Below are 14,810 nucleotides of genomic sequence, written 5' to 3' on the forward strand. Positions count from 1 at the left end.
TTTATAATTTCCAAGTCTTGATTCTTAAGAATTTTACGATTCGAAATCACGTACGTTTCGACTTCGCGTATATTTCGATTTTTGATTTTACTAATATTCTTGATTTTGATCGGATTATCCTGTTGAATTATAATGAAACAATGGATGAAAGATTTCTCCGATTCAAACTACATTAATTTTTTATAATTAGAAGGAATGAACATGTCTGAACATAAAATTGGCTTATATTGGAAAAAAGGACCCGAAGATTTCAAATATGACTCTTATGACAGGACCCACACGATTCAATATGGGGGTGGTCAAAAATTATTCGGTTCGTCCACTCCGGATACGTACGGAAAAGCGGAACACGCAAATCCGGAGGAACTATTGGCTTCTTCGGTGTGCAGTTGTCACTTTTTGACCTTTCTCGCAGTGGCGGCCAAAAGCCGTTTTACGGTTTCGGATTACAGCGATAATGCGATCGCGACCTTGGAAAAAAACGCGGAAGGAAAGATGGTCGTAACGAAAATCGATCTCTACCCTAAAGTAACATTTGAAGGCGAAAAAATCCCCGATGCGGAAACGTTAGTTGGTCTTCACGAAAAATCCCATAGAAATTGTTTTATTTCAAACTCGATCCGATCGGAGGTTACGATTCATCCACAATCTTGATTACTATCTTGGTCGTCACGATTCCGTCGTTTCGGCCATATTGTGAGAATATTTCCTAAGCACGTCTTGGATCTTTAAGATCACTTCGTGTTTAGGATCCACCGATAATGCGACATCGACCATTTCCATAGCGCGTTTGTAATTTTTCAACGCGATATAAATCTGGGCGAGATTCACAAGATTCTTTATATGATTCGGTTCCCTTAGCTTCAGTCGTTCTCCAAAATCCAAAGCCTTTTGAAAACTTCCGGACTTACGGGCCGCGGTCGAAGCGATGTAAAGAATTTCCTTATCGACCGGTTTTAAGTTTAAATAATCTTCCGCGTAAATGGCGGCGTTTTTGTAATCCTTCTTTTTCAAGAATAGACTTACGAATAATTTCTTCACTTCGGGAATCTGATCGTTCAAAGTTTCCGCTTGTTCCAAATAGGAAATCGCTTCTTCGATCTCCTTATTGCCCGCGCCTTCTTTCGCTTTTTTCAAAAGTTCGCGGATCTGTTCGCGCTCGTGCGCAAGCGCGATCTTCGACTGGCTCAGATTCTCCTTAAACGAAACACGAACCAAGGAAAGGTCGTCCGTTAGAGCACCGTGTTTATGAATTCCTTCATAGATCGATTGGAGTTCTCCGTTCGCTTCTTCCACCTGTCTTAGGAATAATTTTTCGTCGTCGTTGATGATTCTTCCGCCGTCCCGATCCGTTCCCACAAGAAGATCGTCTCTTCCGTCCGATCCGGCGATGATGATATCTCCCGGTTCCATCTGAAAGGTTTTGATAAAAACGGTTCCTTCCATTCCGGTCGTTCCCAATTTTCTAAACATGAGATCGTCTTCGATAAAACTTGCGATTCCGTCACGGTATAAAACGGTCCAAGGATGTTCTGCGTTGATAAAATACAACAAACCAGCTTCGTCGTCTACGACGCCTAACACGAGTGATACGAGCATGGAACCGTCGAAACTTTCGAACACTTTGTGCAATTCCAAGAACGCGTTCTTCAACCATCGTTCCGGAGATTGTTCCTTCATAGTCGCGGCCATACGCGTTCTTTCAATGATCGATTCGAAAACGGCTCCGAGTACGAGAGCACCTCCCGCGCCTTGCATGGATTTTCCCATCGCGTCCGCGTTTAAGAATACGGTATAATAACGATCCTGTAATTCGATTCCGTTGGAGATATTGATATCCCCGCCGATCTCATCGTTGAATCTTCTAAAGGAGAATTTCTTTTTTTGTTCGATCAGAAAATCCACTTTTACGTTTTCCTGACGAGCCTTGTTGGAACCGAGTGGTTTAATCAAAAGTGAAGTTAAGAAATAATCCCCATCCTGTTGTTGTTTTAACTCTTGGACTTCTTCGAGGGTTTGTTGAAGTTCCTTCGTTCTTTCCTTTACTTTCTCCTCGAGTTCGTCGGCGTATTGTTCCAGACGTTTTTTCGCGGCTTGGATCGATCTCGCCATTCTGTTAAACGAACGAGCGATAAAACCGATTTCGTCCTCTACTTTAACCTGAAGACGATATTCCAAGTTGCCCGAATTGGCTTCTCTCAAACCGATCACGACCTCGTCGAGAGGATTGAGCAAGGCGCCTTGAAAGAAAAAACGAAATCCGAATAGAACCAGAAGCAAAATACAAATCGCCGATATGTAAAGAATCTTTCCCGTGGAATGAAGATATTCGCGTAAGGATTCGTAACGAAAACCTACTTCGTAAATTTTTGTTCCGGATTCGGAAACGTAAAAGTAGGAAATATAATGTTTAGGAACTTGGCCCCCGATTTCGTAGATACGTTCGCCTTTGTAAGTTCTTTCATCGAGCCTTCTTACCTGAGTGAGAAGAGTATTGATGATCTTTTCTCTCTTTACGGAATCCGTGACATTGGGATTTAAAGCGGATTTTTTTAATTCCTTTAGATATCCTGCGATTCCGGGGACCTCGGAGTGAAAAAACTTTTCAAGGGAAACCGGATCGTTCTTCTCCTTGGGCGGCAAATGAAAGTATTTATTTCTGAGTACGACCAGCTTCTTTTCCAAATCGTCGAAATACGATTCGATCTCCTTACCTGAAAGACGTTCTTCTTTACGAGAAGAAAGATATTCCTTCACACCGGCCTTATAGGCTTCAAAACCCGCGGGAGAATTCTTTAATATACTTTCCGTTTTGTCTACGAGTTCGCGGTTGGAAAGAACGGGAAGTTCGAAAAGATTATGAGCTACTTTAAAAAAACGGAATTCTCTCAAAACGAACTCGTTCGGTTGTTCCGAATTTTTTGAGAATTGAGTTCGGATCGAGTCCTCGTCGGGATCGTATTCGAATACGTATTCCGCATCCTTGGATATCTCCAAACCCGCAACGGATAAACGAACCTCTTTTCTTTTGATTAAATCGTATGATTCTTCATACTTGTTAAAGATGAATATACTCACGATCTGTAATATCAAAAAGAAAGTGGCTAAGGTAATCCCGGTGATTCTGGAAAGAATGGAAGTTTTCTCGCTCGTGTAGTTGATATAACCCACGAGAATCACGAACAAACCGATCACGAGAGAAATGTCCAAAACCGTTTGATACAATTCTCTTGAAACCGCTCCGTCTCGGCTCATTGCGTTGAAAATTCCGGGAATAAGAGTGACTAACGTCAACGGAATGAGAATGATTCCGGTGATGATTCTCTCCTTGCCTTTGAGTTTGATCATTCTCCATAAGCCGATCAGCATGAAGAAAGCCGTATAAAGAAGAATGATCGCCGAATAAATCTTATAAAAAAGATTTATTTGAAAGTCCCAATAGTGACCGGAAAAGTAAAAAACCCGTTTAGCGGAAAGTGATTCGTAAAAATACCAAACGCAGATCAGAAGAACTCCGAAAAGCGCCGTCGAGAAAACCGGGATCACCACCTTTTTGGAAACGGGTTCCGGGTAGTGAAGAAAGAACATGATCAAAAATAAGAAGCCTAAAAACGGAGAAGGAATTACGATCCATCTGTGAAACACGGACCAGGGTCCGTAAAAAGGAAATCCCACCATGTAACCGAGATGGAATATTCCGAGACAAAAGAGTCCGATGCTAAGATAGATCGTGCCCGATGCTTTTTCTTGAATCGAAAAGAAAAAGAACGTAGTGAACCCGATAAACAAAACTCCGATCAACGAAGCTAAGGAAAAATAATTCAGATAAATTAAATCCATCATAACGCAGGCGCTCTATAAACTTCTTAAAATCATTATCGTCAAGCAAAAAGGAAATCTGAGGAATGTATCGACTGTTATACGTTACAAACGATTGAAAAATTCAAATAAGCTAACTGTGATTGTTTGCTACTTAAAAACCACCGATACAGACATATTTGACGTTAAGATATTCCTGAATCCCGTACTTCGATCCTTCTCTTCCGAAACCGGATTCCTTAACACCTCCAAAGGGAACTTGTTCGCTTGAAATAAGACCCTCGTTGATTCCCAAAATTCCCGATTCGATTCTTTCCGAAAGCGTTCGAATCTTTCGATAATCCTGCGTATAAACGTAGGACGCTAACCCGGAAGGTGTAGAATTCGCCACTCGAATCCCATCTTCGATCGAATCGAACGCGAAGACGGGTGCGATCGGACCGAAAACTTCCTCTTTCATCGAAAGCGATTCTTCTTTTATATCCGAAAGAACGGTCGGCGAAAAAAATAATTTCCCGGCTTCGATTCTGCTCCCACCGACGACCGCCTTGGCTCCGGTCGATTTTGCGTTTTCGATATGGGCTTCCATTTTATGAATCGCAGGTTCGTTGATCAAAGGCCCGATGTTTACGTCCTGATCAAAACCGTTGCCAACTTTTAATTGTAAGACTGCCTCTGAAAACAAACTTATAAACTCGTTATAAATTCCTTTCTGAACCAAAAATCGATTCGCACAAACGCAGGTTTGTCCTGCATTTCTAAACTTGGAAAGAATGGCTCCGCGCACCGCGGCTTCCAAGTCTGCGTCATCGAAGATCAAAAACGGCGCGTTGCCTCCCAGTTCGAGGGACAATCGTTTTAACGTTTTAGAACTTCTTTCCATGATGAGTTTTCCGACTCGAGTAGAACCCGTAAAACTGATCTTGCGAACATCGGGATGATCGATCAAAGTGTTTGCGATTTCTTCGGGATAACCGGTAAGAACTTGAAACACTCCTTCCGGAATTCCGGCTTCCAGAGCAAGCGCGACTAACGCTAAAGCTGAGAATGGGGTCAACTCCGAAGGTTTGCTGATCACCGTACAACCCGCGGCCAGAGCCGCACCCGCCTTACGAGTGATCATCGAAGATGGAAAATTCCAAGGAGTCAAAATCCCGCAAACTCCCACGGGTTGTTTTAAAACTTCTATCTTCGTATCTTTTCTATGACTGGGAATGATATCTCCGTACGTACGTTTCGATTCTTCCGAAAACCAATCTAAAAAAGAGGATGCATAATCGATTTCTCCTCTGGATTCGTTCAAAGGTTTTCCTTGTTCCAAGGTCATGAGAATCGCAAGGTCTTCTCGATTCTTTTGCATGAGGTCCGCCCATTTTCGGATGAGAATCGAACGTTCCTTCGCAGTTCTTCTCGACCAATCTTGAAACGCATTTACGGAAGTTTGAATCGCTTCCAAGGTTTCTTTTTGACCCAAGGAAGGAACGGAACCTATGACCTTCAACGTTGCGGGATCGGAAACTGAAATTCTTTGATCCGAGTTTGTGGATTTCCAAAAGCCTCCCCAAAAGGCGTCTTGTTTAAATAATTCTTTTCTATGAAGTAATTCTAAACTCAAGAGAACGAACCTCGCCCTCCTGTTTAGCCTCCATATTAGGAAAAGAAAGAAGAATCCGTTTTAACGAGAAGATTTTTTTGCTCGAACCGAACTTTGTTTTCCGGTTTTTGCGGATTTCTTTTTTAAACTTTTTGTATCTTCGATTTTCTTCGTATCCTTCTTTCCGTTTTGAAATTTAAGAATCGAAGAGATTCCGAATTTTTTTTCGAACTGAAATTCAATCGGTTTGAATCCTTCTTTCGTAGGAATCAAGGACATCGCCCTTTCCGTCAAAGCCGTAATCGAAAGACTCGGATTGACTCCTAAATTGACCGTGATCATCGAACTATCGCAAACTCTCAGATTTTGATAACCGAAGACTCGGTTTTGAAAATCGATCACACCTTCTTTTTCGGTGTCACCCATGATACAACCGCCCATGATATGGCCCGTAATCGGAGCGTTTAACAGAACGTCGTTGATCGAACTTCTCGGAACTCCTCCGGTTTTTTCCGCGATCTTACGAGCGGTTTCGTTTGCGATCGGAATGTAAGAAGGAGTTTTTTCTCCTTCGGTCAAAGCAGAACTCATGGTTTTCTCGAAAGGCCAAGCGAATCTTCTCGTACGAACCAAACGGATCTTATTGTCCAAGGTCTGCATCACCAAAAGAATCAAAGACTTCTGCGCAAATCCGAAGGGCCAAGAAGCCTTAAAGAAATAAATCGGATCTGTGAACAGGGTCAAAAAGTATTTCAAAGGCCTTGGAAACTTACCCCCACCGTCCGTAAGAACCGATGCGATCGTTCCGAAAAAATCGGAGCCTTTCGGATAACGAACCGGTTCCATATGCGTATGTTCGTCGGGATGAATCGAAGAAGTAATCGCAACACCCCTCGAATAATCCACGTCCTTTTTAAAATTAGTAATTGCTAATACGGTTTCGCTGTTCGTTCGAACGCTGTCCCCCAAAGTTTCCGAAACACGGGGCATCTTTCCTTTTTGTTTCATCTTTAAAAGAAGCCCTACGGTTCCCATCACCGCGGCGGAAAGAATTACGTTTTTTGCATACAAGGTTCGTTTCGGAAAACCGAAAAAGCCCGTTGTGGAACGTGTTTTTATTTGATAACCGAATTCTCCAGTGGAAGAAGAATCGGGTTTTCCGTTTTTGTTCAGAGGAATCAAAGAAACGACTTTGTTTTCTGGAATAATCTCGGCTCCCAGTTTTTCAGCAAAGAAAAGATAATTCTTATCCAATGTGTTTTTAGAATTGAATCTGCAACCGACCATACAACCACCGCAGTGATTGCAAGTAACACGATCCGGCCCTTCGCCCAAAAAGAACGGATCTTTCGTAAGTTTACCGGGCTTCTCTCCGAAAAAAACACCGACCGGTGTGGGACGAAACGTATCTCCTCGATTCATATCCTCCGCGATTTCCTTGAGTATAAAATCGGATTCGTACAATTGAGGGTTTTGTGTAACGCCTAACATTCTTGAGGCGATGGAATAAAAGGGAAGAATCTTGTCTTTTCCTCCCAGTTTCTTAAAAGTATTGGAATTGAGAACCTTATCGCCCGGAACATAAAGCGTATTCGCATAAACCAAACTTCCACCACCCACTCCCGCGCCGCTTACGAGAAAAAAATCCTTCAAAAGATTCAATCTTTGAATTCCGTAAAAACCGATACGAGGCATCCATAGATATTTGTTAAGCGACCAATTCGATTTCGGAAAATCTTCGGACTTCCATCGTTTACCGGATTCGATCACAGCAACGGAATAACCCTTTTGACTCAAACGCATCGCGGATACGCTTCCACCAAAGCCGCTACCAACTACGATGAAATCGAAATCATAGTGAACATTTGTTCTTTTTTTTTGTTCCATAAGTATTCAGTAATAATCCGATGATTTATAAATTCAAAACTTTTTTTAATTGACTGTGTTATAATTTAAACGCTGTATCATATTTCCTAACGTATCGTTTATAAAAATAGGAGTGAGATATGTCTTCGTTACCGAGTGTTTGTGTGATTGGAGCCGGATCGAGTGGGATCGCAGTATGTAAGGCTCTTAAAGATAAGGGATTTCCGTTCGATTGTTACGAAGCGGGTAGCGAAGTCGGAGGCAATTGGAGATTCAATAACGATAATAAGATGAGTAACATCTATAAGTCTCTTCATATCAACACTCATAGAGATAGAATGGAATACAGAGACTATCCGATGCCCAAGAGTTATGCCGATTATCCGGGGCATCAAAAAATTTTGGAATACTTCATAGACTACGTGAATCATTTCGGATTTCGCAAGAACATTCATTTTAAAAATCCTGTCGTTCACGTTGAACGTCAACAAGACGGAACCTGGCTCGTTCAAACCGGAGACGGAAAACAAAAATACTACGACGCTCTTGTAGTATCGAACGGTCATCACTGGTCTCAAAGATGGCCCAATCCCGCATTCCCTGGCAAGTTTACCGGTAAGATAATTCATTCTCATTCTTATGTGGATCCGGAAAATCCGATTAAATTAACGGGAAAACGGGTTGTAGTTTTGGGTATGGGAAACAGCGCAATGGATATCACCGTTGAACTTTGTCGTCCCGGAGTCGCTTCCAAAGTTTTTTTAGCGGCTCGAAGAGGCGCGTATATCATCCCGAATTATCTTTTCGGGAAACCTTTGGACAAATCCACGGAAATGATTCCGGTTCACACTCCGTTCTGGTTAAAAAGTTTTATCATGGGTCTTGTGTTAAAATTCGGAGTCGGAAACGTTCAAGACTTCGGTCTTCAAAAACCGGATCATAAACCGGGAGCCGCGCATCCGACGATCTCTCAGGATATTTTAGTCCGTTTGGGACGCGGTGATGTCACTCCAAAACCGAACATCGAATCGTTTAACGGGAATAAGGTGAGATTTACGGACGGAACCGAAGAGGAAATCGACGCGGTCATCTATTGCACCGGATACGACGTGAAGTTTCCTTTCTTTGAGGAGAATTTTATCTCCGCAAAAGACAATCATCTTCCTTTGTTCCATCGTATGATCAAACCGGAATATAATAACTTATTCTTCGTCGGTTTGTATCAGCCTTTGGGAGCCATCATGCCTCTCGCCGAGTTCCAAGGAAAATGGATCTCCGAATATTTAACCGGAAACTATCAAATGCCTTCGGAAGATGAAATGAATCGTTCCATCGAAAAATACGAATCGAAGATGAAGAAACGTTATGTGTCATCAACAAGACATACGATGCAAGTCGACTTCGAAGATTTTCTCTACGATATGAAGTCCGAACTCAAAAACGGAAAAAAACGCGCCTCTAAAAACGGGAACAAACCTTCCGTACCGGCGATCGCACAAAACAAAACGATTTCTAAAAACGGTTTTTCCGCGAACGGATTCAAAAAGAAAACGCGTGCTCTTGCAAAAGTTTGAAAGAATTCTTTTACGGCTGATTCTTACTTTACCGGAAAGTCTTTTACGAAGAACTTCCGGTGGAGTCATCTCCAAACGCGGAAGAATATTGGACGCAAAGTTGCAGATGTCTTTGTATCTTGCGAGAACCAAGCCGAGAATCGAATCGCTTTCGCCGAAAGACGCAAGGATTATGTTCAAAAATTCCATGCTTCTTTTTGATCTCGAACCCGAGTCTCTTTACAAGGTCGAAAACTTTTCGATTCCGGTTTCCGATGGAAGAATCGATTTAAGACTGTATCGTCCCGTTGAAACGGAAGAAGCTTTACCGGCGATTGTTTACTTTCACGGGGGCGGCTTCGTAATCGGTGACATAGACACACACGATCGTCCGCTTCGTTATCTTTCGAAACAAACAGGAGCGATCATCGTATCCGTGGATTATAGACTCGGACCCGAACATAAATTTCCAACCGCTGTCGAAGACGCATTTGTCGCTTATCAATATGTCGTTCAGAACTCGAAAACGTTGGGCATTCTTCCCAAAAAAATCGCGGTCGCTGGAGACAGCGCCGGCGGAAATTTAGCGGCGAACGTTTGTATTCTTTCCAAGAAGAAAAAAGTAAGTTCTCCCTTATTCCAATTGTTGATCTATCCGTACTTAGATCTTTTCAGAATGAGTCAAAGCAGAAACGAATTTGGAAGAGGATATGCGCTCACGAATAAAATGTTGGACTATTTCAATCTTCATTACTTGAATTCTCCGATAGAAGGGAAGAATGTTTCGGCTTCTCCGATTCTTCATAAAAAAGCGACCGACTTTCCGAGAACGTACTTACAGTTAGCCGGTTTCGATCCTCTTCAAGATGAAGCGATGGAATTCATCGATTCTTTGAAGAAAGCGAAAATTCCCGTTACGTTCAATCTGTATGAAAGTTTAGTGCACGGTTATTTTAATTTTGCAGGAGTGATTCCCGAAGCGAAGAAGGCACTGAACGAAATCGTTTCGTTTATCAAAGACGGATTCGTTACAAAATAGTTTTTTAATCGGAATTTCAGGGAAGAATTGATCCGATTTACTGAAACTTTCTCTTGAATTTTTAAAGCAAGAAATCAACGTTATGGATTCTGAAAGGTAATCCGTATGATATTTCAAGTTCTTACAAAAAGAATTCTTCTTTGTTCTTTTCTTTTAGTTTCCGGTTTTCAACTCCAGGCCGAATCGGCAAATCTCGTGTCAGGTCCGATCCTCGGATATTCCACGTTAAAAGAAGTTTTAGTCTGGGTTCAGACCGACCGAAAAGCCCAAGTAATATTAGAATATTCTGAAATTGAAAATCCTAAAAATCGATTTACTTCCGAAGAAATCAAAACGGATTCCAAGACGGGTTTTATAGCGAAGTTAATCGCGAACCGAGTTCATCCCGGTAAAAAATACAATTATAATATTCTTATAGATGGGAAGAAGATCGAAGCGAAACATTCACAGGTCTTTCAAGCTCAGTCTTTCTTTGCGGCCGGTCAAGATCCTCCTTCTTTTTCTTTTGCACTCGGGAGTTGCGCTTACGTAAACGAAACCGAGTTCGACGTTCCCGGAAAACCGTATGGAGGAGAATACTTTATCTACAATTCCATTCTTTCCAAAAAACCGGACTTTATGCTCTGGCTCGGCGATAATATTTATTTAAGAGAAACGGATTGGGATTCGAGAACGGGTTTCTTACATCGCTATAAACATCAACGAGGAATCGCGGAACTTGCTCCATTCTTTGCTTCCGTTCATCACTACGCGATTTGGGACGATCACGATTTCGGTCCGAACGACGGGGATTCTTCCTTTTGGATGAAAGATACAGCCGAAGAAATGTTCAAACTTCATTGGGGAAATCCGAATTATGCAAAAGAAGGAATCTACGGTTCCTTTACTTGGGGCGATTCTCAGTTTTTTCTTTTGGATGATCGAACCTTTAGAACAGCTAACGGCAATAAGGCGGTTGGTCCGAGACAAATTCTCGGCGAAAAACAATTTCAGTGGCTCGTAAATTCTTTGGCGTTTTCCAAAGCGACTTTTAAGTTCGTCGCGATCGGTGGCCAATTCTTAAATCCGAATGCGGTCTTTGAAAATTACGCGACTTATCCGGAGGAAAGAAACAAAATTCTTTCGGCAATTCGAGATCTGAAAATTAAGAATCTGTTTTTTTTAACGGGCGATCGTCATCATACCGAACTGAATCTTCTCAAGGAGGACGGAACCGAACCGATCTACGACTTTACCGTTTCTCCGCTGACCTCGGGTTATTATTCTCCGATCACCGAAAAAAATTCTTTGCGGGTGGAAGGAACTCTCGTCGATAAAAGAAATTTCGGAATGGTTTCGGTAAGTGGAAAACGAGGAGAAAGAAAACTCATCTTACAAATTTTCGACGTAAACGGTAAAGAAGTTTGGAAGAAGGAAATTCTTCCCGTACCTTAAACTATGAAGAGGCTTATAAACTTGATTCTTGCATTTCTTATTTCATTTGTTCTTTTTATTTTATTTCTCGCTTGGTGGAATCAGGAGAAATTGATTTTTTTCCCAGAGAAACTTTCAGAAAACTTTATATTCGATTTTCCGAATGAATTCCAGGAAATCAAATTGGAAACACCGGACGGAGAAACCGCTTACGGTCTTTACTTTCAAGCGAAAGGAAACGAATCTCAAAAAACGATTTTATACTTTCATGGAAACGCGGGAAGTTTAAGAACCTGGGGAGGAATCTACGAAGACTTTCTTCCTTTGGGCTGGAACATTCTTGTGACCGATTACAGAGGTTACGGAAAAAACTCGGGAAATCTTTCCGAAAAATCCATGAATGCGGACGCGTCGTTGTGGCTTGATCATGTTTTAAACAAACTGAAGATTCCAAGAAATCGAATCGTGATTTACGGGCGTTCGATCGGAACCGGAGTTGCTTGCGATCTTTCGTCCAAAAACCCCGATCTGAATCTATTTTTGGAAACTCCTTTTACCGATCTTCCCTCTCTCGCAAAAGAATATTATCCTTTTCTAAAGCCCTGGATGCTCCGGTTTCGGTTTCCGAATTCGGATAAACTGGAAAACACGAATTCTAAGATCAGAATTTTTCACGGAACGGACGACGAAATCATTCCGTATTTCCACTCGCAAAGTATATTCAGAAAACTGAAAGAAGCCAACAAAGACGCGGTTCTTTATACGATTTCGAACGGTTCGCATAACAATTTAACGGCTTATCCCGAGTATCATCAGGCTTTGAAAAAAAGTTTGGATGAAATTCGATAAGATATCGTGTGAAACCGAATTGCAAGAATCGAAGTGCGAGTTTTGAGAAATGGAAAGAATGGAAAACGAAAACTCACAGTAAAAGCCGGGGCTGAAAAAAAATTCTAACCCCGCTTTGTTTCTAATGATTAGAAATATTCGGGAAAAAGGACCTTCAGTTTTTTTACCGTCTCGGGATTTCTTTTTTCAGGAGCGGTAATCAAAGAATACTTCGTGCTGTTTTTCAAACTAACGTCGTCTCCGTTTCCGATCACGTGAATGAGTTCCGAAAGAAGTTTTTTAGCGGTTTCGGCATTCTTGGAAAGATTTGCGATCACCATTTCGACGGTAACGGATTCTTCCCCTTCTCTCCAACAATCGTAATCGGTTGACATACAGATCATTTGATATGCGATCTCGGCTTCACGCGCAAGTTTCGCTTCGGGAAGAACGGTCATGTTGATGATGTCCGCGCCCCAAGAACGATACAAATGCGATTCCGCTTTTGTGGAAAACAAAGGACCTTCCATACAAACAAGGGTTTTGCCCACGTGAATTTCCAAACCGATCTTCTTCGCGGTTTGTTCGATTCGTTTCGCTAGGTTATGAGAAAAAGGTTCCGCGAAAGGTGCGTGTGCGACTACTCCGTTTCCGAAATATGTTGAATTTCTAAAACGAGTACGATCGATGATCTGAGAAGGTAAAACGAAATCGAGAGGTTTGATTTCTTCTCTTAAACTTCCAACGGAACTAAACGCAACGATTTCTTCCACTCCGAGTTGTTTCAACGCGCAGATGTTCGCGTGATTCGGAACTTCGGGAGGAGAAAGAAAATGTCCGATTCCGTGTCTTGGTAAGAATGCGATTAACTTTCCCTTATACTTTCCGATTTTGATTTTATCGGAGGGTTTTCCCCAAGGAGTATCGGGATAAATTTCTTCGATCAGCTCCATTCCATCCAAGCTGTAGAGGCCCGTTCCTCCGATGATCGCCGCTTTTACATTATGAGACATGATTCCGTTCTCCTAAAAGAAAATCTAAATTCTTCAAGGACAGTTTTGGAAAACGGATCTAAATTGTAAATCGGAAGTGTTTCAAACGGAACGATTTAAGCTACGCTCAAATTTTTCAACTCCGAGGATTGGGTTCTGATTTTTTCCACCTCGTGTTGGAGTTTGCCGGATTCCTGATTGATGATGTTGATTTCTTTTTCCAAATGGACCATTGTCTTGACCATCTCTTCCTGACCGACCATCTGCTCTTTGGTGGATTCGAAAATTTCGCTCGATAGCTGTTTGATTCTTCCCACTTCCGAAACGAAATCGCGAATGATTCCCCTTTGTTCCTGATAGAGTTTTCCCATCTCTTCGATTCGATTTACGGTTTCGGAAATCTTATGTTTTTGTCTGCTTGTAAGATCTCCCGTATCCGTGGAAGCTTTGTTTGCTTCTTCGATAAACGACCTGGACTGTTTCACGATATCGGAAATATTCTTCGCGTTTTCGGAAGTGAATTCGGCGAGTTTACTGACCTCGTTTGCCACAACCGCAAATCCTCGACCCGCGGCTCCCGCGCGAGCCGCTTCGATCGAAGCGTTGAGCGCAAGTAGGTTCGTTTTATCCGCGATCTCTCCCATGATCTGATTGATCTCGTCGACTCTATTAAAAGAATTTGATATGTTCTGAAGAAAGTGATTCGTCTTGCCTGCGGCCTCGGTCACATTCTCCATATCGTTTCTATTTTCGTTCGCGTATGACCCGAGGTCTTTTGAAAATTGCGCGATACTTTCCACGATATCTCCGAGACTTTTGGATTTCTCATCCAGATCCACCAAACTGCGATTTTGCGTTTCGATCGAACTCGCAGTACTTTGAGAAGCGGCGGACAATTCTTCAATGACCGCGTTCACTTCTTCCAAGGAGGCCGCTTGTGATTCCATCTTTTCACCGGTCGTGTTGATGAACTCGGCGAAGTTTTGAATCGACTCTTCCAAACTTTCGGCGGATACGTGGATCGCCTTTTGATTCGTTTCCAATTTTTCCAAAAACCGTTTGCTTTCTTCCGAAAGTTTTCCGGCTTGATCGGCGAGTTTCATAAAAAGATTCATCAATTGCGCGAGAATGATTCCCGCAGTAAAAACGAATATGATTTTGATCACTTCAACGCTTGTGGTTAAAAGTCCCGGTTTATTCGCGATATTGGGATCTTCGGTTAACACCACTCCGAATTGAACCGCAACAAAAAGTGCGGTCGCGGAACCCAAGGCCCCCAAAAATCCGATGAAGATGACGAATCTCTTTTCTCCCAAAAGACCGGAGTAGATGTTTATGTAAAAATAAATGAAGAATAGAATCACGTTCTTCAATACGCCGGACGCGACCGTGGGAGAAATCATCGCATCGAAAATCAATGTGGAACTTAAAATCAAAGAATCTAATATTACCGAAGTTTTATGAGCCCATTTCGGAACTTCGCTGAAACGATTCCAGATAAAGATAGCGGTGCAATAAACCGCCATCGCAAACGTTCCGCCGGAATGAATGATCAATTGCGCGGGATTGAACGTTTTATAAGCCCCGAGAATGGAAAGCGTAAATAGGATGACCAGACCCAAACGAATGCGATTGATTAGAACCGCACCATTCTTTTGAATTAGTTCCAAGGAAGATTGACTCATATTCCTATCAGAAGTCTGAAA

10 protein-coding genes are annotated in these 14,810 nt (G+C 42.1%); 5 read left to right on the forward strand and 5 right to left on the reverse strand.

The window, feature by feature from the left end; genetic code table 11:
• The first annotated feature begins 201 nt into the window (after window positions 1-201).
• The gene (locus CH367_RS15470; protein WP_100763409.1) at window positions 202-654 is read left to right on the forward strand and encodes an OsmC family protein; all 453 of its coding nucleotides are present in this window, start codon (window positions 202-204) and stop codon (window positions 652-654) included.
• 15 nt (window positions 655-669) lie between these two features.
• On the opposite strand, the gene CH367_RS15475 is transcribed toward CH367_RS15470, so the two are convergent.
• From CH367_RS15475 to CH367_RS15485, 3 genes are all read right to left on the reverse strand, one after another.
• Window positions 670-3,840 (reverse strand): SpoIIE family protein phosphatase, encoded by a 3,171-nt coding sequence (locus CH367_RS15475; RefSeq protein WP_100763598.1) that lies wholly within the window; start codon window positions 3,838-3,840, stop codon window positions 670-672.
• A gap of 133 nt (window positions 3,841-3,973) precedes the next feature.
• Window positions 3,974-5,434 (reverse strand): NAD-dependent succinate-semialdehyde dehydrogenase, encoded by a 1,461-nt coding sequence (locus tag CH367_RS15480; RefSeq protein WP_100763410.1) that lies wholly within the window; start codon window positions 5,432-5,434, stop codon window positions 3,974-3,976.
• A gap of 60 nt (window positions 5,435-5,494) precedes the next feature.
• Window positions 5,495-7,300: a GMC family oxidoreductase gene (locus CH367_RS15485; protein WP_100763411.1), complete on the reverse strand. Its 1,806-nt coding sequence runs from the start codon at window positions 7,298-7,300 to the stop codon at window positions 5,495-5,497.
• 119 nt (window positions 7,301-7,419) lie between these two features.
• On the opposite strand from CH367_RS15485, the gene CH367_RS15490 reads away from it, so the two are divergent.
• The 4 genes from CH367_RS15490 (at window position 7,420) to CH367_RS15505 (ending at window position 12,133) form a co-directional block, all read left to right on the forward strand.
• Window positions 7,420-8,853 carry a flavin-containing monooxygenase gene (locus tag CH367_RS15490; RefSeq protein WP_100763412.1) on the forward strand — a complete coding sequence of 478 codons (1,434 nt, stop codon included), beginning with the start codon at window positions 7,420-7,422 and terminating at the stop codon, window positions 8,851-8,853.
• A complete protein-coding gene (locus CH367_RS15495; protein ID WP_100763413.1) occupies window positions 8,834-9,871 on the forward strand; it encodes an alpha/beta hydrolase in 1,038 nt (345 codons plus the stop codon). The genes CH367_RS15490 and CH367_RS15495 overlap by 20 nt, the downstream gene beginning before the upstream one ends.
• A gap of 105 nt (window positions 9,872-9,976) precedes the next feature.
• On the forward strand, window positions 9,977-11,305 hold the full coding sequence (locus CH367_RS15500; protein ID WP_100763414.1) for an alkaline phosphatase D family protein: 1,329 nt from the start codon (window positions 9,977-9,979) through the stop codon (window positions 11,303-11,305).
• A gap of 3 nt (window positions 11,306-11,308) precedes the next feature.
• Window positions 11,309-12,133 (forward strand): alpha/beta hydrolase, encoded by an 825-nt coding sequence (locus tag CH367_RS15505; protein ID WP_165783310.1) that lies wholly within the window; start codon window positions 11,309-11,311, stop codon window positions 12,131-12,133.
• 128 nt (window positions 12,134-12,261) lie between these two features.
• Here CH367_RS15505 and mtnP read toward each other — a convergent pair whose 3' ends face one another.
• Window positions 12,262-13,125 (reverse strand): S-methyl-5'-thioadenosine phosphorylase, encoded by an 864-nt coding sequence (gene mtnP, locus CH367_RS15510; RefSeq protein WP_010573223.1) that lies wholly within the window; start codon window positions 13,123-13,125, stop codon window positions 12,262-12,264.
• Between the two features lie 95 nt (window positions 13,126-13,220).
• Entirely contained in the window at window positions 13,221-14,789 is a 1,569-nt protein-coding gene (locus tag CH367_RS15515; protein ID WP_100763415.1) for a methyl-accepting chemotaxis protein, read from the reverse strand.
• Between the last annotated feature and the right edge of the window lie 21 nt (window positions 14,790-14,810).

Source organism: Leptospira barantonii (assembly GCF_002811925.1).
Lineage (GTDB): Bacteria > Spirochaetota > Leptospiria > Leptospirales > Leptospiraceae > Leptospira > Leptospira barantonii.